This is a genomic window from Vibrio sp. Vb339, from assembly GCF_902751245.1.
In the GTDB taxonomy this organism is placed as follows: Bacteria; Pseudomonadota; Gammaproteobacteria; order Enterobacterales; family Vibrionaceae; genus Vibrio; species Vibrio coralliirubri.
The window spans coordinates 350,862-371,535 of the sequence record NZ_CADDIS010000001.1 but is presented as its reverse complement, the minus strand read 5'-3'; the positions used below and the strand labels follow the sequence as shown (position 1 = coordinate 371,535).

Sequence of the window (20,674 nt, the reverse complement as noted above, 5' to 3'; positions counted from 1 at the left end):
ACTCTATGCCTAAACTCTATTTTGTCGACGATGAACCCGCCATTCGAGACTCCGTAGAACAAGCTATGCTCATTGAAGGCATCGATATCGTCTGCTTTCCCAATGCTATTGAGGCATTAAAGAAAATAGATACCACGCAAGCCGGAATTGTCATCACCGATATTCACATGCCGGTAATGGATGGCATTCAATTGACGCAAAAGTTACTGAGCCAAAATCCTCATTTTCAGGTCATCGTGCTGACTGGGCATGGTGATGTGCAAACAGCGGTATCTGCGATGAAAGCCGGCGCTTACGATTTTCTGGAAAAGCCATTTGTGGTCGATGCCCTACTCACTGCCGTTAAAAAAGCCGCAGATAAACTCGCACTGGTTGAAGAGAACAACCTATTGCGCAAAGAGTTGGCAATGCAAAATCAGGTTGGCCCAAAACTGATTGGTCAATCTCCATCGATGCAGGCATTGCGCCGAGAATTGATCACCCTAGATACCAAAACCAACCCACTTCTATTGTTTGTTGGTGATTTAGGGACGGGGAAAAGGGTCACTGCACAATACACCCATGATTTACACAGTCATCAAACCGCAGAGCTTTGCCCTGTCGCAGCATTTAATTTGCCACGCAGTGACGAAGCGACATTCCATCAGTTTATTTTGCAACTGTTCTTGAAGCATCAGGGTGGAACACTCTATATCCATGAAACAGAAGCATTAACTCAGGATCAATGGCAGTGGTTAGCGAACTTAAAACCCACCCTACTTCGTGAAAACTCATGCAAGACCAATGCAACTTGTATCATTATCTCAACTACAGTAGTTCCTACTACAATTACAGGTGAACTGCGCCGATTTAATTTACTACCCTTGGCGCAAAGAACGGAAGATATTGGCTCTTTGTTCAAACACTTTGCTCGCGGTGCAGCCAGTCGCTATCAGCTGCCGCCACCCGTCATTACAGAAAAAGAGATTCAGCGACTTATTGCAACGCATTGGGCGGAGAACATTCGTCAGCTTCGCCAACATGCCGAACTCAGAGTGCTGACTCAAATTAAGCAGCCGTCGCTCGACAGCGATACTAATGAGCAAAATGAACTCGATATGAGCATTGAAGAGCAACAACAGTCGTTAAATCAACGCACCGATAGCTTTGAACAAATTATCTTGATTGAGGCGCTACATCGCCATCAAGGCCGTTTAAAAGAGGTACAACAAGAGCTGCAGGTGTCGCGAAAAACACTGTATGACAAGCTAAGAAAGCACCAGCTCGATAAAACGGATTTCAAGAATCGATAGGTCTTAAAAAATATATAAATTCAAAGATTTAAAGGAACAAAATCTTAACATTTATCAGAAGTAAGAATACACTCAATAGGCTTGCACTTTTATTTAGCGAACAAGGACTGTTATGAGTCAGAAAAATTTCAGCAAATTGAACGAGACCGAGCTTGAGTATGTCGATGATAAAACAGCGGCACTGCTCCTCAATACGCCCACCAGTGCGCGTATTATGTTGTGGGTGATCGTTCTGTTTTTTATTGCTGCTATTGGGTGGTCTGCATGGGCAGAGATCGACAAAGTTACCGTTGGCCAAGGCAAAGTCATCCCTTCCTCTCAGATCCAAGTGGTGCAAAACCTTGAGGGCGGCTTGGTCAAAGAGATCTTAGTTAGAGAAGGCCAACAAGTTCAAAAAGGTCAACAACTACTATTGATCGATGATACTCGCTTCCGCTCAGATTTCAGAGAACGCGAGCAGCAAGTTGCCAATTTAACCGCCAACGTATTGATGCTTTCAGCCTCATTAACCAGCGTTGTTATCGACGAAGAGTTCTCTGTAGAAGAGTGGAAAAAAAGTGTGTTGCTTGATTACGGCAAGCTCGCCTTCCCACCTAAGTTCTACGAACTGCAACCTCAACTGGTTAATCGTCAAAAAGCAGAATATCGTCAAGATCTCAACAATCTGAGAAACCAACTTTCCGTTTTTGATCAACAAGTTGAACAGAAACAGCAAGACCTAGTTGAGATTAAAGCGCGTGTTCGAAACCTAAAACAGAGCTACCAGTTTGCTCGCCAAGAGCTGGATATCACCAAACCTCTCGCCGATGAAGGGGTAGTACCACGAATTGAATTACTTAAACTGCAAAGACAAGTGAACGACACTCGCCGAGAAATGACTTCAAGCGAGCTAAAAATCCCTCTTCTACGCTCAGCAATCAAAGAAGCCATGCTCAGCCGTATTGATGCTGCTCTCAACTTCCGCTCTGAACAACAAGAAAAGCTCAACCAAGCACAAGACAAGCTCTCTGCACTGACCGAGTCTGCAGTTGGCCTAGAAGACAGAGTAAACCGTACAGTCGTAGTTTCTCCAGTAACCGGCACCGTTAAAACGTTAGGCATCAATACCGTCGGTGGTGTTATTCAGCCAGGTATGGACATCGTTGAGATTGTACCGACCGAAGACTCGCTACTCGTTGAAGCAAAAATTGCCCCGCAAGACATCGCATTCCTACGCCCAGAGCTGACCGCCATTGTTAAGTTTAGTGCTTATGACTTCACTAAATACGGTGGCTTAGAAGGCGTACTAGAACATATCAGTGCCGATACCACTCAAGATGAAGAGGGCAACAGCTTTTACATCGTGCGCGTGCGCACCGAAAAACACAATTTTGGACAGAACGAAGAGTTGCCAATCATTCCAGGTATGACCGCCTCTGTCGATATCATCACGGGTAAAAGAACTGTGCTTGAGTACATGTTGAAGCCACTATTAAGCGCTCAAAACAATGCACTAAAAGAGTAAGGACGTTTGATGTTTGATAACGCCTTTCAATACACAGTAAATAGACAAGAGCAGAGGCTATGAAGTCTCGGATTTCGCTATTGCTGCTGGTCCTCACCTCTTTTACCTCTGTGGCGCTCAACAAGAGCGACCAACGGTGGATAGATGCAGTGACCAAAACCTACGGCGATAGAGCCGGAAAGCGAGTGGCAACGTGGCGCTCAAACATGACGTCTTACGACGGGTTAAGTGAGAAAGAGAAACTCAGGTCGGTAAACCAGTTCTTCAACCAGATGTACTTTGTCGACGACACCATTTTGTGGGGAAAAAACGACTACTGGGCAACACCACTGGAATTTTTAGGCAGCAACGCCGGTGATTGTGAAGACTTCACTATCGCAAAATACTTCTCTTTGCTTGAACTGGGCGTCCCAGATAAAAAATTACGATTAGTGTACGTAAAGGCACTGGAGCTAAACCAGTTCCACATGGTGTTGGCATACTACTCAACACCGAGTGCAGAGCCACTAATTTTGGACAACTTAAACCCTGAAATTAAACGCGGTTCCAAACGCCCAGATCTACGACCAATTTACAGTTTCAACGGTAAAAACCTTTGGTTGATCAAGTCGGCAGCAGGCAGCGGCAAGTTGGCAGGGAAATCTTCAAGATTGAGCTTATGGAACGACTTACGTTCACGTGAGCGCTCTCTAAAATTAAACAAACCCATTATCAATTACGATGAGTAGGTACAATGACTTTATATAAACAGCTTGTGGTCGGGATGGTTGCGGTGTTCATACTGCTGATGACGTCAGTTTTTATGATCGAATTCAATACCACCCGTGGATACTTAGAGGAGCAGCAACGCTCTGAGGTAAGTAATACCATTAATACTGTTGGACTGGCTCTCGCCCCTTACCTCGAAGAAAAGGACAAGGTGGCAGTGGAGTCTGTTATCAACGCCCTGTTTGATGGCAGTTCTTACTCAGTCGTTCGATTGATCTTTCTCGATAGCGGTGAAGACATTCTCCGCTCATACCCTGTAAAGCCTACCGGCGTACCAGAGTGGTTTACCAACCTAAACCTGTTCGAGCCTGTTCATGACCGCCGCGTGATCACTAGTGGCTGGATGCAACTGGCCGAAGTCGAGATAGTAAGTCACCCCGGTCCTGCCTACGATCAACTTTGGCAAGCATTCATCCGCTTACTGAGCATCTTTGGCACGATCTTCTTGCTCGGTTTAGTGTCTATCTCTTGGATCCTTAAGCGTGCTTTACGCCCGCTCTCGTTGATCATTACAAAGATGGATCAGATCGCCAAGAATCAGTTTGGCGAACCTCTGGCTCGTCCAAAGACAAAAGATCTGACCTTGGTTGTCGATGGTATCAACCACATGTCGACTCAAGTTGAACTGGCATTTAAAAACCAAGCGAAAGAAGCTCAGAAGTTACGTGAAAGAGCGTATATCGACCCTGTATCTCAACTAGGTAACCGTGCTTATTACATGTCTCAGTTAACACAATGGTTAGAAGAGTCGAGCTTAGGTGGTTTAGCGGTACTTAAAGCGGAGTTTATTAGTGAAGAATACGATGAAAAGGGCTATCAAGAAGGTGATGCCTTGGTTCATCAACTGGCTGAACAGCTACAGGCTTCAATCTCATCACCAGATATCACCATCGCCCGTATTTCTAGTGACGAATTTGGTTTCATCATGCCAAACATTGATGAGAGCGAACTGAAACTTGTCGCGAGCAGCATCGTAAACTGTATCCAGAGCCTAGGTTCAGACCCAACAGGCACTGCGAACCCACACATTGCTCTTGGTGTGACATACAGCAACACGCGTAAGACCAGTACTGAAATCATGTCGCTGGTGGATAACGCACTTTCAAGTGCCAAGGCGAATCGAGAACTTGCTTACGGCTACGTAACTGCAGACGATCACGGCGCTGTGATGGGCAAACAACAATGGCGCATGTTGGTTGAAGAAGCGATCATCAACGACCTCATTACCTTCCGTCTGCAAGCTGCAAACAATGCCTTTGGTAAAACGTATCACCAAGAAGTATTCTCTGCGATTGAAAAAGATGGTGTGCGTTATGGTGCCAATCAGTACTTATACGCGCTAGAACAGCTTGAAATGAGCCACATTCTCGACCAATACGTTATCGAGAAGATGATTGAAAAGCTCAATGCAAATGAAGTAACCAGCCCTGTCGCTATTAATATTTCACCAAGCAGTATTTCTCAACCAAGCTTCATCCGTTGGATAGGTAAGACGCTTGAACAGAATGCTTCAATCGCTCACCTGTTGCACTTTGAGATTCCAGAAAACTGCTTCATCAACGTTCCGCACTACACGGCACTATTATGTAACACCATTCGCAACGCTGAAGCGGTGTTTGGTGTCGATAACTACGGACGTAACTTCCAATCACTGGATTACATCAACGAATACCGTCCAAGCTATGTGAAGCTAGATTACCTGTTCACACATAACCTTGATGACGAAAAACAGAAGTTCACCTTAACGTCGATCTCTAGAACCGCTCACAACCTAGGTGTCACCACCATCGCGTCTCGAATAGAAACTCAGACTCAGCTAGATATCCTGTCTGATAACTACGTAGAAGTGTTCCAAGGCTTCATTGTTGATAAATAGTTGTAAGGGTTATATCACATGCAAGATCCACTATTGAACTCACTGATCTACGTTAGCCGGTATTACGGGTTAGCTAACTCGCCCGAAGCGTTGGTCAATGGGCTACCACTATCCGATGGAAAGCTAACCCCTTTCCTATTCCCTCGTTCTGCTGAACGAGCAGGATTAGTGGCAAAAGAAAACCGCTCCGACTTAGAAAAGATTCCTCACCTGATACTGCCTGCTGTCTTACTGCTTAAACAAGGCGAGGCGTGCGTTCTCAACAGCATTGATTTAGAGAAGCAAGAAGCGGAAATCATTACAGCGGAAAGCGGAATGGTGCCAATCATCATTCCTGTCGAAGAGCTGAAAGAACAATTCATCGGCCGCTACTTCTTGGTAAAGAAACAGTTTCGCTATGATGAACGTTCACCAGAGGTTCTAAAAACACGTAAAGGGCATTGGTTTTGGAGCACGATTTGGGAATCTAAAAACATCTACCGAGATGTGTTGATCGCCTCCATTCTGATCAACATCTTCGCGATAGCCGCGCCCATGTTCACACGCTTGGTGTACGACAAAGTAGTTCCCAACCTTGCCTTTGAAACCTTGTGGGTGCTAGCGAGTGGTATCTTCGTCGTATTCCTATTCGATTTGCTGCTCAAATTGATGCGCAGCTACTTCATTGATGTTGCTGGTAAGAAATCCGATATTCTCATTTCCTCCAAGTTATTCAGTAAAGTACTGGGGATTCGTATGGAAGCGAAGCCTGCTTCTGTCGGTGCTTTCGCTAAAAACTTGCAAGAGTTCGAATCCATTCGAGAGTTCTTTACCTCTGCAACCATTGGCTCGTTAATCGACTTACCGTTCGCACTGATGTTCTTAGCGCTAATTTGGCTAATGGCTGGAAACCTTGTATTCGTTCCCGTTGCTGGCGTGGTCATTTTGATCGTCTATGCATTGCTAATCCAAGGCCCACTGCGCCGCACCATTGAAGAAGGCTCTCGTCTTGCTTCGCAGAAGTATGCAAACTTGATTGAAAGTTTGGCAGGGTTAGAAACGGTTAAGCTATTCAGCGCGCAAAGCCAATTCCAATTCCGTTGGGAAGAAGCCGTTGCTCACATGGCGAATTGGAATATCAAAAGCCGACGCATCACAGACAGCATCCAAAACACCGCCGGCTTTGTTCAGCAAAGTACTAACGTAGGTATGATCATATTTGGTGTGTACCTGATCGCGGAAGGTGAACTTACGATGGGTGGCTTGATTGCTGCAACCATGCTGAGCGGCCGAGCGATTGGCCCGCTTGTTCAGCTGTCTTTGCTTTCGACTCGTTACAACCAAGCGAAGTCATCAATGACTCTGATTGAGCAAGTAATGTCGATGCCGGATGAACAAGAAGAAGGTAAACGTTATATCCACCGTCCGATTATTCAGGGTCATATCGCGCTAGATAAAGTGACGTTCCACTACCCTGATTCACCAGTGGCTTCTATCAGAGACTTGACCCTCAATATTAGCCCAGGAGAGAAAGTAGCAATCATTGGTCGTATTGGTTCAGGTAAAACCACACTAGAACGTCTGATTATGGGCCTCTACAAGCCCACAGAAGGCCACGTGCGCATTGATGACACCGATATGGAGCAACTGCATCATGTCGACGTACGACGCAATATAGGTTGTGTTCCGCAAGACAGTAACCTGTTCTACGGTTCGGTAAGAGACAACATTACTTTAGGTCGCCCTTTGGTGGATGACCGTGACGTGATGGATGCGGCAAACCGTGCAGGCGTAACCGCATTTACTCAGCAAGATCCTGCAGGATTAGAACGCCAAGTGGGTGAAGGTGGTGCTTTGCTGTCTGGTGGTCAACGTCAGTCAATTGCCATTGCTAGAGCCTTCCTAGGACGCCCGCCAGTATTGTTAATGGATGAGCCGACCAGTGCTATGGATAACCGTTCAGAGATGCACATCAAACACCAGCTTAACCAATTGCTACCAAGCGAGACGTTAATTCTGATTACACACAAAACGTCGATGTTGGACATTGTCGATCGAGTGATCGTAATGGAGAAAGGCTGCATCATTGCCGACGGTCCAAAAGCACAGGTTCTTTCAGACCTTAAACAAGGTCGAGTGAGAGCAGTAAGCTAGAGTGCTCAAGCTACCTAAATAAATCATTATCAGTAGAAGCCAAAAGGGGAGCATCAGCTCCCCTTTTTTATTTGTCAGTATCGGCACCTTAACCATACGTAAATTTGTGTTCAGCACAAAAGTCTACAAAGCAATATCCTCTTGCTCCATCTTGAATGAACATTGAATCTCGTATTGGTTGAATGAGAAAACACTTCCGCCGTGAGTTCGCTTGGTTGTGACTGTCTCATCACCAAATTGAATCGTCACTCGGGTATACACTTTTTCGTGTACCTCTACAGTGCATTCAGCAAGGTTGGTTTCAAACTCCGCTTCGAGTGTATCTAACTGCGATTTTGTATTTTCAATTGCGAGGTTGTTCTTCTCTCGTTGCTGCTCAATTTCTAGAGCTTGCTCTTCGCTTCTCTCGGCTTTCGGACGCTTCTTAAATTCTAACTCTTGGCGAATAACACCCATGGTTTGCTCTTGCGTATGTTTATAAGTTTCCTTCAGCTCGGCTATCTTTTGTCGGTAACCATCGTAGCGCGCAAAGCCATGTACCTTGGTGGCGGTATCTCCCTCAACGCCTAAGAAGACACATTCGACCTTTCCGCCGACTTTGGCTTCACCACCGCTGAGGGTGCCGTGCTTTTTCAAACTGTCCATCACGATAAGGTTGTTACCACAGCGAATGTCATTACTCATACTGTGCACGCCTAGTCGAAGGTCGTTGGCCGTTTGTAGCTCGGCATTCTGTGCGTAGCTTGCTGTGATAGAGCCTTTGCTAAATACCTTACAACTTTTTGGCTCACCCTCTTTGGTCGTATGGCCGATAATCCCTTTGGCGACTTTGATATCCCCCTGAGCTTGAACTTCGGCCGATTCGATAAAGCCACCAACCGTAACACTTCCGGTCGCCTTGACGATCATCCCCGGCTCGATGTTGCCAGAGACAAAGACATTACCTTTAAATTTAACGTGCCCAGTTGAGACATCGACGTTGCTGACACATAAGGCGTCATCCACTTCGATGGTTCGATCTTTAATGATGGGCAATCCAGGGTGTGAGGCGAGTAGTAAATTGGGATCTTCAGGGGAGATGTAAGTGCCCTTTCCAGGCTTGATTAAACTGTCTTGTCCAGGAAGCGGTGGGATAATTCGGCCTTGAACGGTAAATCCAGCGATACCTTTGGTAGCGGGGGTACGTTTCATTAAGTGATCATTTTGACCAACGGTAATGGTTTGTCCCAAGTCTCGCATATCAATCTTGCCTTCGTCTTTGCTGCGAGGCTTCAAGACTTGGCGAGTAATATCTTCAACCAAAGCGGCAAACTTAGCGTCTTTACCTTTTATTGGTTGTGTCCCTTTAGCGACTGGCTGAGTAAACTTTTCGCCCGGCTTAAGCTTGCTACTCATCATTAATGCTTTTCTGAGCGCTAACTTATTAATTCCTTTTGTTATGTGGGCTTGAGCTAAACAATGAATAATGTCGCTACCACGCAGCGCATGTCCATTATATGGCCCCGTTACCACAAGACTTGCGAGCATCTCATCATCAGACAATTCGACCGCAACAGTGGCATTTCGGACTTCAGCAATCAAGATTCCTTCATAAGCTTCGCCCTTACCTTCTTTAGCAAGAGTAACGAAACGCAAAACCTCTTCTTCGAAAAGAAAATAGTTTGATGCATTCAAAGCTTCCAAAGTTGGTGGCAGCGTCTTGTTATCAAAGCTTGCGTCAACCACAGTCCCGGTTGGCAGACATGCCATTACTTGTTGCTTGTCTTCCGACAATGTAACGATGTTATCCCACATTCGAATTGAGTATCCCTAATGACTCAGTTGTTATTCAGTCTATATAATTCATTCTGCGCTGAGTATCACATTATTAGAATAATCAGCGTCACATCACTTACTTTCGATTCTGCAAACACGACTCATAAATAAGACTTACACATTTTATGATCTGCTTCGCCTTTACAAATACATAGGAAAATTTTTTCAGAATATTTCGTGTGATTGAATGTCGATTCGATATTGGTGCAAGATAGTAAAGGCGAATAGCTTTAGAAGATTAAAGGCTGTCATGGAGAGATGAAACGGAAGTGATGAAACAGATAATCAGGGTAAAAACGGATTTCAATATGGAGCCTCAGTTTACAGTGTAAATCCAATATTCTAATTTACAATGTAAATCTAATTTGTTGCGGTCAGCCTATTTACACTGTAAATTTGCTAGCAGAGCATCGACATCTTTACGAAACTGAGTCTCTGCTTGTTTGCGACCTACAAGATTAAACTGTTCGACACAAGTCCCCCACTCTTTCTGCTGAACAACCTTTGCGATGAGTAAACCAGAAATACCTATGTTTCGATCGTTACTGAGTAGAATCAAGTTCAGTACGCTGAAGCTGATCGCATCATAACTGTTGCCACCGTTCACGTAATTTCTAACTAACTGAGTTTCAAACTCGCCAACGGTATCGACACTCTTTGGCAGCAGTGCGCGCACCATATCGGTTTCAAGTGAAACCAAAGAACCTGAAACAAGAAAACAGTAGCTACGCTCGAAGTGATTTTGAACTTGGTTTATCCAGCCTTGAGAGTTTGAGTTAAGCGCCTTAACCATCAGAACAGAGTGACAGCCACTGGCCTGATCTCGCTGGTGGCCAATGTGTACGGCTTCGAATTCACTACCACGCCAAAAAGAAATCAATTCGCTGGTCGCGCCAAAGCTTGTCGCTAGATAATCTGCTTGGCTGGTTTGCTGTGATAACTGAGCCAACATCCAACGACCAATACCCAAACCTTGATGACGTGCTGAAACAGCAATGCGCATAACTCGAAGGCAACGACTGGTCGCCGCCTGAATACAACCAAATTGGTTTGCCAGTAATACAGGAGCAAGGTGACCTTGAGGCCTGCGTTTTCCAAGTTGAACTTGAGCAATCAACTCGCTGTCCAAACCACCCTCTTCCGTCACTAACATACAACCTAAACATTCATCTTGCTGCCAAGCGGCGTATAAACGGATTGCTGGATTGTTGAGAAACTGCATTAAGTCATTAGGCGAGGTCTGATAGTGCGCATCCACAAGAAGAGAAAAACATTGCTGTAGCTGCTCAGGATTAGCCAAGCATCCTGCTTTTGATAACTCGACCAAGTTTAATTGGTTGATTGCCTCGGCAGAAAAGCCATCGAGTTCATCAACCACCGATTCACTGAGTGATGCGTCATTACCAAGTAGGAAGCAATCAAACAACCAAGCTTCTAGCGGATCGTTGTTATTCCAACGAATCGGTTGTTCGAGCTTAAAGCCTTTCCACCCCGGACGATGCTCAGAAAGCCAAGATTCAAACTTAATTCCGAACCCTCGTCCACTGCCTTCGTAACCGTGTACCGTGGTTGAAAAGACCATACGGTGATAGATATCGACCATGGATTTAAGCATCGGAATTGGTATTGCAGCTGCTTCATCAACCAATAACAGATCGCAATCAGGCTTAGATTTAAGTAATTCATCTGCTGCGACGAATCTTAAACTGCCACCTTGATGACGAATGTGAGTAGCGTTGACCACTTCACAAGATTCTAACCCTTGGCTAGCATGAGAAAATACCGGCTCTACCGCTTTCACTGAAGGCGCGGTAACAATTATATTAAACCCGTGACGCTCAACTAACAGTTGCGCTGCGGCAATACCCAATGTCGAGCTTTTACCACGCCCTCTATCCGCAGTGAGAATCAAAGGACGTTTACGATGTCCAGACACTACCTTTTTAACTAATTCAACAGCCGTGTTTTGCTGTTCAAATTTATCCAATCCGTTTTGGGCGCTTTGCATCTGAGGAAGAGCGTGAGTTGCTTGAACTACATCGCCGGCTTCATTGTGTTGTGAAACAGAAATCAGTTTATCGAAATGATGTTTTAACCAACGTAGACCAAAGCTCTCGCGATCTTCAGAGGCATCAACTTTTGGCGGCAACACCAACAGCAGCCCACCACCAACTAACGAACCCAGCACAGCACTAAAACCATTCGCATCAAACTGCTCTCTAAAGTCACAAATAAGGAGTTGGCACTCGCGACCAAGCAGTTGTTGGCCTTTTTTTACTGGAGCATGAATCACACCTTCAAATGGCGTACCGCCAATCTGGAAGATGCTCGGAGTGAGTGAGTCTTGAAGGAAGGTAAAAACAGCAGAGTTTTGCCAATCAAAATCGCCATCAAAGACCACGCCGTAACGGTGATCGTTATGTTGAGCAATATTAGAAAGTGTATGTAGAAAAGTGTTGGTTGGGTTTGTCATAGTTAGCGTCCAGATTGATCTAAACACAGTTTATCACAGCCAAATAAAAAGCCGCATAAAGCGGCTTTAGAGGAGTAATGAAAAGTCGTCGACTTAGTCGAGCTTCGATTGAACGAAGGCGAGGATTTCTTCCATTGTTGCATCATCAACTTTCTTAAGGTTCAACGCCAAGTTTGAACCCTTACGGCTGTATGATGCGCGCCCCTTAATAAGCTCAACTTTTGGAGAAGCTTTCTTCGCTGGCGCTGGCGCCAATTCAAGAATCCAACCTTCCAAAGTTTCTGTCACGTCTTTGGTTAGACGAGTTACACCTTGAGCTTCGCTACGCTGCCATACGAAACCTTCAGAAGCATTACACTTAGTAAGCAGTGTTTGCTGCTGTTCACTCGTCAATCCACCAAACTGCTTGTGTAGCTTAACAATGGTTGGACGACCAAGGTCGCTCACATTTGGGTAAGCTTGTAGCAATTCAAGTGGTAGAGCAGCTGCTTTCAATGCACCACTCACCAAAGCTTCACTGCACTGGAACATTTTCGCCAGTGCTTTCTGGTCTTCAGCTTCGCCTTTATCTAGCTTCGCTTGCATCTCTTTGCCCTTCTCGTAAAGAGAAAGCGGTTTATGAGCGTTAGCTACGTCTGATAGGAACTTAGCGTGTTCGCCGTTAATGTTTTCAGCAACATAGATTAGGAACTCTTTGTCAGCCAAAATACATGACATACGACGACGGCTACCATCAAGAACTTCAATCTTACCGTCTTCGTTCTTACGACCAACTGCTGGGTATTGCTGACCACGTTCTTTCAATGTTGTAAGAACATCAGAAAGCGCGTGCTCGTTTAAGAAAGATTGCTCACGAGCGTTCTCTTCAAAAACAACCGTTCGAGTAGCCACTTCAGCCGCAGGAATTCGAACCAATTCAAATGAAACCAGATCTTCGCCAGCAACAGAAAGCTCGATCACTTGAGCCTGTTCTTTTGCCGCAGTTTGCGCTTCTTGTGGTGTTGCTACGCGACGTTTGTTTGCTTTACCAAATAGCTTTGCATTTAAGTCAGATGTTTTAATTGCCATTGTTGTTATCCCTGATTAAGTGAAGGCCAGTTGCTATGTAATACGCGCTCTAATTCTAGAGCACTTTTTTGTACTGCGTCTTGAGCAACAGCTAGAGTTTTCTTACCGCCCTCAAAGTCGCTCACCGTTAGATCGAAAACCGTGCTGTAAGTGTCGGCACAGGTTTCAAAAGCACGGCTTCTTGGAATGGTTGCCATCATTACTTGGTCATTCAACAGGTAGTTCATTTCAGTCAGAACTGACACCTGCTTCTTGTTGTCGTCTTCAAACATGGTTGGCATTAGACGAACAAATTCGAGCCCTTTCCAGTCATCCGGGAACATTTCGTAAACCGTTGGTAAGTGCTGGAAGAAGTTAACCGTTGAAGCCCAATCCAAACGCTTAGCTGCACATGGAATCAGAAGTGCGTTCGACGCGTACATTGCATTCCATACTAGAGGGTCAACGTGCGGGCCGGTATCAATCATAATCACATCGAAATCATCGGCGATTTTGTCGATAAGCTTCTCTTTTAACAGACGAACAATATCAAGTGACTGATCTTGTGAAAGGCTTTGCCACGCTTCAGCGTTAAACATCGCATCTTCTGGGAAAGCAGAAATTGTCTTCAGGTTTGGATACTGAGTTGGCAATAGTACGTTCTTACGAAGAAACTCTAGATCGACATCTTGGCCTTCAGGCACGTTGTCCAACATGATATCGACGGCAGAATAGATGCTGTCGTGCTCTGCCCCACTAATTTGTGGATTTAGGAACAGACGCAAAGAGCCCTGTGGGTCCAAGTCAATCAGACAGATACGGTAGCGCTTATCCAAGTTCAGAGACAAACAAGCGGCTAAATGAACCGCTGTCATTGATTTACCCGTACCACCCTTCTGGTTTTGTACGTTGATAATCCATGGCTTATTGTCAGCGTGCTGCTTACGTTCATGGAACTTTGGCACTTCTGCCGCATCCATCAACATGTGAGCTTCTGTCAATGAAATCGAGTAATGATTGGCGTTGTTCTTTGTAAACTGATGACCATCAGCTTCAAGTTTAGTGATCGCTTCATCGAGTTTACGACGCGTTAAACCAGAACGAGTCTCCATCATAGCTTTAGACATTGGAGGGAAATGTTCATCACTTCGCTCTTCCAAAATAATCTCAATTCGGTCAGCCTGAACTTGTTGAGTTTGTTCGGCTAGCTGATAGAGCTTATCAATCGTTTGTTCTCTTTTCATTGCCAGTTTCCGTAATGATTAACTAAGTACAAATTGTACAGCGATTAACAACAAACACAACAAAAACATGAACATACATTTATGAGTGAAATCACATAAAATAGACCGCGTTTTTACAATTTGATGAAACATCGCCTTAGACAAACACAAAAATCACCGCTTTTATCATGCATAACCATGTTATTTCTTGCTTACATTTAAAATGTTACAGCATCACTTATTTACAATGTAAATGGAATTTCAGCAAAAAATCTTCGGAACGATTGAAATACAACCGTAGATTACGGTTGGTGTGATTTGCATTCGAATTTATAGATTTTCAATCCAATAAAAATTAAAAAACACTCAATGAACAAAAAGATTCAAAACAGAAGAGAAGATGGGGTGTCAAAAAACGACAAAGGATTGGAGTTCAACCGGAAGAATGATCATGGAACACATCCAGTGTAAGATAATTAATAACGCCAAATTATGAAGCATGATCAAGGCGTAAACTGAGCAATATTGATCCGAGCAACTGCACATTGGAAATGATCAACTTCCGGAAAAATGATCAAGTAAACATCGTTCCGGAAGCATGTAATTTATGAGCTAAGTTACGGACAAATGCTTTTGGAATGGGGATTCAACGCCAATAAGGGCTCAATGATTGAAAATTCAATCGACACAGACCGAGAATACACAAACATGACAATTTCATGATCATGCTTCCTAGTTAAGACCCACCAGCGCTAAATACATCAAAGCAATCCATTTCCAGCGGATACAGACTAAATTTTGCACTCAATAGGGTAGGAACGATAAAAAAGTATGCTCTCTTGATCATTGTTCCGATAGATTGGCCGCCACAAGTGTCCACATAGACAAGTAAAAAGCGACTTAGAAACCGATGTTGAATTCCGTTCTGTGGATAAGCTGTATAAGTATAATGATCATGCTTTCGAACCAATAATGATCATGCTTACAATGACTTAATGATCATCGTTCTGATGTTCTGTGATCATGCTTTCTTAAGTTTAATGATCATAGTTTCGGAACCTTTATGATCATGCTTTCCAAGGCGATTTATTTTAATACTTTAAATTCAGCTACTTAAAAGCAAAGTTACGTCCAGATCATTAGATCACTTAATCATTTAAGATCATATTAATCAAAAAGATCAGTTATTTAAAAGCCAATAAATTCTCTTTATTTATGATCATTCTTTCTTTATCATTCAGGAACTATAGTGAAATTACGGTTAGTGTGATACAGATCAAAAATGAAACCAGAAGAGAAATTGTTAATTAAGGCACGAAGCCACAAAGATGGTCATTTATTTGAGGTATCTGAAACAGCCGTTGAATGGATAGAACAATATCAACACTTCAAAGGTGTCACCAAAAGCATAGTTGAGCTTCTTAACCTAATTTCACTTCGTGGGTTTAGCAGCAAAGACGGGTACGTTTCCACCACTGAGATTATTGAATCAACCGATGGTCAAGTCACTCGCGCGGCCTTACAGCAAAGGCTGAGAGCAGCAGTCAATATCGGATTGTTCAAACAAATCCCCGTTCGCTTTGAAGAAGGCCTTGCTGGTAAAACCATGTTGCATCGCTTTGTGAACCCAAACCAATTGATATCGGTACTGGGTGCCACCAGCTTAGTGACAGAAAGCGTGAAGCAAAATGAAAAGCAAAAGCGCTCTAAAGCCCTAGCTCAAACCAAAGTAAACAAGCGCTTACTGAATGAACATGGACTGAATACCCCACCAACGATGAAAGACGAAGCGGATCAATTCATTGTTTCGCCAACCAATTGGGCGGGGATTATTGATCAAGCGTTAGCGCCACCTAGAACTCGTAAGAGCTACCAGAAATCCATGGTTTCGATCTCTGGCACTCGAGCTGTGATCGAGACAAGATCTTCTAAAAACATCATGACCGTTGACGATCTGATGACGTTATTCGCGTTATTCACGCTCACCGTTCAATATCATGATCATCACCAAGATGATTACCATCTAGACGCGAAACACACGCCGAACAAAACACCACTCTACATCACTGATATTTTGTCTTTACGTGGCAAGAAAGACAGCGGCCCTGCTCGTGATTCGATCCGCGACAGTATTGATCGTATCGAATTCACGGATTTCCAACTGCACGAGCTTACAGGCCGTTGGCTTAGTGAGAACATGCCAGAAGGCTTTAAGAGTGATCGTTTTCGATTCTTAGCTAGAACCATTACCGCATCGGAAGAAGCGCCTACAGAGGGCTCTGACGGCGAAATTCGCATTAAACCGAACCTATACATCCTGGTTTGGGAACCTTCGTTCTACGAAGAGCTGCTGACACGTGACTATTTCTTCCTATTTCCGCCAGAAATCCTGAAGCAACATACCTTGGTCTTCCAAATGTATTCTTACTTTAGAAGCCGCATGGCACGTCGCCATTCAGATAGCATGTTGCTCAGTGAACTCAACCAGAAATTGGCGCGTAACATCGATTGGCGTCGTTTCTCGATGGATCTGATCCGCGAGCTCAGAAAGCTGGGTGAAGTCGGGGAGCAAGAAGATACCTTCCTGGTTAATCTTTGGGGTTATCACTTGACGATCACCGCGTTGATCGAAAAAGGGAAAACGACCGATTACCAGGTAGATATCAAATGTAATGTGGAAGAGGTCTTACGTTACTCAAGAGCGCGTACCACTAACGCGGGTAAGCGTAATATGGCACCAACGCTGCCGAACCCACTTCGTAACGAGATGGTGTCTAAGCAGAAACTGGAAGAGCTGTCTGAGATTATCGACGGTGAGTTTGAGCCAATTCAACGTAAAGCACCGTCGCCAAGAGGCAAATTGGGACGTCGAGTTAAGCAGCGTAAACACTCTGTTGAGATCAACGCTGATGAGATCATGATTACTCTCTCTAAATATACCTCTACAGAGGCTCTAGAACGCAGCATAACGGCTTTATCTGCTATGACAGGGCACTCACATGCCTCAATCAAAGAAGAGTGCTCAGAGCTCATTGAGAAGCTTGATTGGTTGAGAGTAGGGGAGGACGTTATCCCATACGAAACACTGAGTCGCTTGATTGAGCTATATAACGACCGAGATAGCACCAGCAATCGACATCTGTCCATTGAACGTTTGATCTCTGGCTTAGCGGTGCGTCGTAAAGTGTGTAAACAAGTTCATGAAGGCCATTTAGATGAAAACGTGTTCCTTGCGCTCGATGAAATGGCGATTGGCCACTAGTCATTATCCTATCGCGATAAGCCTGTTTTACCGTCGCTGAATGGATAGTTTTGAACACATTAGGTGCTGATTAAAATCGCACCTAACGCTGACAAACTGATGACAAAGTAACGCATCTAGTTGATTATTATTTATCCCGAATAGACAACCTTTGTCCTTTCTTATGATTAATAGATTGGCTCATATTTTGTTACATCATACTGAATAGATTTTTGCGAGTTCCTAAGGGACTCGCTTTTTTTTGCCTTAAATTCAGTCAATCATTAAAATTCAATAACTTAAAGAATCAAATGCCGAAGCATGATCAAGGCTAGATCATGCTTTCTACGGATCTAGCTCTGATGAGATTTTGATTTCATGTTTGATCGAGAAGGGCTTGATCAGTGGAGATGGCGTTGAATGCTGCCTTGATCATCGTTTCGGGGATGGGTTGCCATAAAGCGTACATGTGATTCGATCAATTTCTCTGATTCTGCTTTCCAACGTGGTTCTTGCTGTTGGTTCGTGAACTCTAAAGCCAATACACACAAGTGTTGTAACCGCTGTGTACACCACTCTTGCAATCCTGCTTCTGATTTTGGGTCGCATGATACCGCTTGCAGCTTACTGTAGGCAAACATCAGGTATTGGTAGGCCTTTTCTTGATGGCTTGAACTGCTGGCCTCCCGCGAAGCCAACTCCGGATTCGATGAATCCGCGAGGTGGCGATAGAATGTAAAGATTCTCAGGCATCCGTCTAGCCAACATGCGATGCCTTTACTCTGCTCATCTGTGATCAATGGCCCCCAGAGCGCATCTGGAGGCGTTAAGATCAAAGGTTCTAACCGGTCCACTTGATCATGCTTTCGGTCTTTGTACCAATCTCCGATCCGCTCTAACCAAGTGTCTAGTTCATTCATGCAACGTTATCCCACTGTTTTACAAAGTGATTATCAGCAACTTGTTTGATTTCATACTGTATTTCACTGCTCTGCTCTCGAATACGATCAGCGTCTATTGAATAGTTTGGCTCATTTTTAACGAGTTCGCCAAATGGCAGATCGGGATCAGGGACGGCAGAGATCAACAGCTTAGTGTACGGGTGTTGTGGATTGGTTAAGATCGACTGGGTTGATCCCCATTCAACGATCTGCCCTTTGTACATCACCGCCGTCTCTTCAGCGATGTAATGCGCCGTGGCAAGATCGTGGGTTATGTACAAAAAGCCAATCCCCAACTCTTTCTTCATTTTTTGCATTAGGTTCAACACGCCAAGTCGAATCGAAACGTCCAACATCGAGGTGGGTTCGTCAGCAAGAATAACCTCTGCGCCAACGGCCAGTGCTCTGGCTAGGTTAACCCTCTGTCTTTGGCCTCCACTGAGCTCGTGCGGGTATTTGGCGAGCGTTTCGATGGGTAACTCCACCAGCGTTAATAACTCTTTGAGGCGCTCTGTGAGAGCCTGTTTAGTGGCTACCTGTTTATGGATCTTAAGTGGGCGCGTTAAATGGTGCTCAATGGTGTGAGTGGGATTGAGTGAACCAAAGGGGTCTTGAAAAACCATTTGAACACGGCTGCGATAATCCAAGATATCTTTACGGCTTTTCAGCGTAGAGATGTCTCTGCCTTTGAACAGTATCTCTCCCTTTGTCGTAGGGTAAACCTTAGTCATCAATCGTGCGCAGGTGCTTTTCCCGCAGCCAGATTCGCCAACCAGTGCCAATGTTTTGCCTGCATGTAAGTCAAAACTCACACCATGCAGTGCTCTAAAGATCTCTTCTTTGCCAAATCCACCACCAACAGTGAATTCTTTAACGAGGTTTTTTACTTGAAAAATAGGTTGTGACATAGAGCTCTCCTAGCACGCCGTCGCGTGAGCATGTTCATGAATATTAGGGAAAGAACTCCATAGCTTTTGGGTGTAGGAGTGTTGTGGGTTGTTACGAATCTCATGGGCTTTATTGACCTCAACTATCTTGCCGTGGCGCATGATGGCAATGCGATCACACAGCTGGCTCATTAGTGCGAGGTCATGGGTGATGAAGAGTATCGAGAAACCAAACTCCTCTCTGAGTTGGTGTATCTGCTGCAATATTTCGCGCTGTACAACCACATCCAGCGCTGTGGTTGGCTCGTCCATGATGATCAACTTTGGGTTAAGGGCGAGAGCAATCGCAATCACCAAACGCTGACGCATGCCTCCACTGAACTGATGCGGGTACTCTGTTAGGCGATGACGTGGAATATTGACAAGGTCGAGCAGTTTCTCGGCGCGATCTTTGGCCTGTTCATTGGTCATGCCTTTATGGTGACGCAGCACATCAGCAAACTGCTCTTCGATGGTTAATACTGGATTGAGTGAATTCATGGCGCTTTGGAACACCATCGCGATCTCACTCCAACGCAAGGTATTCAAATGGCTGTCCGATAAGCTCAGTAGATCTTGCCCACCAAACAGTATCTGGCCTCCCGAGATGAAAGCTGGCGGCTTATGCAGGCGGTTAATGGCAAATGCTATGGTGCTTTTGCCACAACCGGATTCTCCGGCTAAGCCGAAAATCTCGCCTTGGCCTATGTTAAAGCTAACGGATTTGACTGCATTGAAATCACCGTCATCGGTGATGTAGTCGACACATAGATTCTTCACTTCGAGAAGTGGTTTATCTGAATTTCCCACAGACATGATAAATACTCAGTTATGATATTGATAACTATTATCATTAACATATGTTGGATTTAGTGGAAGCGGCGAGCACGAAAAGGATGAAGTGCCTCGAAATTTATCTTGGGTTATTTCACGAATTTTCAGCAGAAGAGAAGCATTGAAAGCGGGGAAAATGAGAGTTGGATCAAACCACATTTCTTATGGGGAATCTTTTAAATGTAATTGCAGAAAATGGCTTTGGCAAAGTTTAAATGAGGCATTTATTAATTAGCTTTGTGAAGCGTCGGAATCATCACACTTCAGTACAGAATTTCTTAACAAGCGAAAAAGCATTTGCTACAGATTACTTGTCCATTACATGGTGCTTTTCGGAGGAAAACATGTCCATTAATTCTATCAACCATGATGAAATGACAAATATTGCAAACAAGTGGGATGCTGAAGAAGAAGTATCTTTCAAACCAGAAAAGAAAATGAAGTCTGCTGAAGCTCGTCGTCGTATCGAGACTCTAAGAGAAATTAGAGAAAGCGGTTTGAGTCTGGAAGAAGCGAGGGAGCTAGGTCTTATTCACTAATAATCCCCATTGCATTTAGAAGGGTGGCACAACGCCACCCTTTGATTTATAAGTATTTTTTC

14 protein-coding genes are annotated in these 20,674 nt (G+C 44.4%); 7 read left to right on the top strand and 7 right to left on the bottom strand.

Features of this window, described 5'->3' with window-relative positions; translation table 11 throughout:
* Positions 1 to 5: 5 nt before the first annotated feature.
* From HRQ85_RS01695 to HRQ85_RS01675, 5 genes are all read left to right on the top strand, one after another.
* Positions 6 to 1,292, top strand: a complete 1,287-nt coding sequence (locus tag HRQ85_RS01695; RefSeq protein WP_172379333.1) for a sigma-54-dependent transcriptional regulator — start codon at positions 6 to 8, stop codon at positions 1,290 to 1,292.
* 112 nt (positions 1,293 to 1,404) lie between these two features.
* The gene (locus HRQ85_RS01690; protein ID WP_172378501.1) at positions 1,405 to 2,796 is read left to right on the top strand and encodes an HlyD family type I secretion periplasmic adaptor subunit; all 1,392 of its coding nucleotides are present in this window, start codon (positions 1,405 to 1,407) and stop codon (positions 2,794 to 2,796) included.
* A 59-nt stretch (positions 2,797 to 2,855) separates the two neighbouring features.
* Positions 2,856 to 3,524 (top strand): transglutaminase-like cysteine peptidase, encoded by a 669-nt coding sequence (locus HRQ85_RS01685; RefSeq protein WP_017629972.1) that lies wholly within the window; start codon positions 2,856 to 2,858, stop codon positions 3,522 to 3,524.
* A 5-nt stretch (positions 3,525 to 3,529) separates the two neighbouring features.
* On the top strand, positions 3,530 to 5,440 hold the full coding sequence (locus tag HRQ85_RS01680; RefSeq protein WP_050643552.1) for a bifunctional diguanylate cyclase/phosphodiesterase: 1,911 nt from the start codon (positions 3,530 to 3,532) through the stop codon (positions 5,438 to 5,440).
* Positions 5,441 to 5,458: 18 nt separating this feature from the next.
* The gene (locus HRQ85_RS01675; protein ID WP_172378500.1) at positions 5,459 to 7,573 is read left to right on the top strand and encodes a type I secretion system permease/ATPase; all 2,115 of its coding nucleotides are present in this window, start codon (positions 5,459 to 5,461) and stop codon (positions 7,571 to 7,573) included.
* A gap of 123 nt (positions 7,574 to 7,696) precedes the next feature.
* Here the strand turns inward: HRQ85_RS01675 and HRQ85_RS01670 are convergent, their stop codons facing one another.
* From HRQ85_RS01670 to HRQ85_RS01655, 4 genes are all read right to left on the bottom strand, one after another.
* A complete protein-coding gene (locus tag HRQ85_RS01670; protein ID WP_172378499.1) occupies positions 7,697 to 9,367 on the bottom strand; it encodes a DUF342 domain-containing protein in 1,671 nt (556 codons plus the stop codon).
* Between the two features lie 400 nt (positions 9,368 to 9,767).
* Positions 9,768 to 11,861, bottom strand: coding sequence for a GNAT family N-acetyltransferase (locus HRQ85_RS01665; protein WP_172378498.1), 2,094 nt, complete (start codon positions 11,859 to 11,861; stop codon positions 9,768 to 9,770).
* A gap of 93 nt (positions 11,862 to 11,954) precedes the next feature.
* On the bottom strand, positions 11,955 to 12,929 hold the full coding sequence (locus HRQ85_RS01660) for a ParB/RepB/Spo0J family partition protein (RefSeq protein WP_172378497.1): 975 nt from the start codon (positions 12,927 to 12,929) through the stop codon (positions 11,955 to 11,957).
* A gap of 5 nt (positions 12,930 to 12,934) precedes the next feature.
* Positions 12,935 to 14,152, bottom strand: a complete 1,218-nt coding sequence (locus HRQ85_RS01655) for a ParA family protein (RefSeq protein ID WP_017061213.1) — start codon at positions 14,150 to 14,152, stop codon at positions 12,935 to 12,937.
* A 1,261-nt stretch (positions 14,153 to 15,413) separates the two neighbouring features.
* On the opposite strand from HRQ85_RS01655, the gene HRQ85_RS01650 reads away from it, so the two are divergent.
* A complete protein-coding gene (locus HRQ85_RS01650; RefSeq protein WP_172378496.1) occupies positions 15,414 to 17,393 on the top strand; it encodes a replication initiator protein RctB domain-containing protein in 1,980 nt (659 codons plus the stop codon).
* Between the two features lie 380 nt (positions 17,394 to 17,773).
* Here HRQ85_RS01650 and HRQ85_RS01645 read toward each other — a convergent pair whose 3' ends face one another.
* Genes HRQ85_RS01645 through HRQ85_RS01635 form a run of 3 tightly spaced genes read right to left on the bottom strand, consistent with a single transcriptional unit; the run spans position 17,774 to position 20,055 of the window.
* Positions 17,774 to 18,292, bottom strand: coding sequence for a transcriptional regulator (locus HRQ85_RS01645; protein WP_172378495.1), 519 nt, complete (start codon positions 18,290 to 18,292; stop codon positions 17,774 to 17,776).
* Positions 18,289 to 19,221, bottom strand: coding sequence for an ATP-binding cassette domain-containing protein (locus HRQ85_RS01640; protein ID WP_172378494.1), 933 nt, complete (start codon positions 19,219 to 19,221; stop codon positions 18,289 to 18,291). The genes HRQ85_RS01645 and HRQ85_RS01640 overlap by 4 nt, the downstream gene beginning before the upstream one ends.
* 9 nt (positions 19,222 to 19,230) lie before the next feature.
* Positions 19,231 to 20,055 (bottom strand): ABC transporter ATP-binding protein, encoded by an 825-nt coding sequence (locus HRQ85_RS01635; RefSeq protein WP_172378493.1) that lies wholly within the window; start codon positions 20,053 to 20,055, stop codon positions 19,231 to 19,233.
* 362 nt (positions 20,056 to 20,417) lie between these two features.
* Here HRQ85_RS01635 and HRQ85_RS01630 point away from each other — a divergent pair, with 362 nt between their 5' ends.
* Positions 20,418 to 20,612, top strand: coding sequence for a hypothetical protein (locus HRQ85_RS01630; protein ID WP_017061218.1), 195 nt, complete (start codon positions 20,418 to 20,420; stop codon positions 20,610 to 20,612).
* Positions 20,613 to 20,674 lie beyond the last annotated feature (62 nt).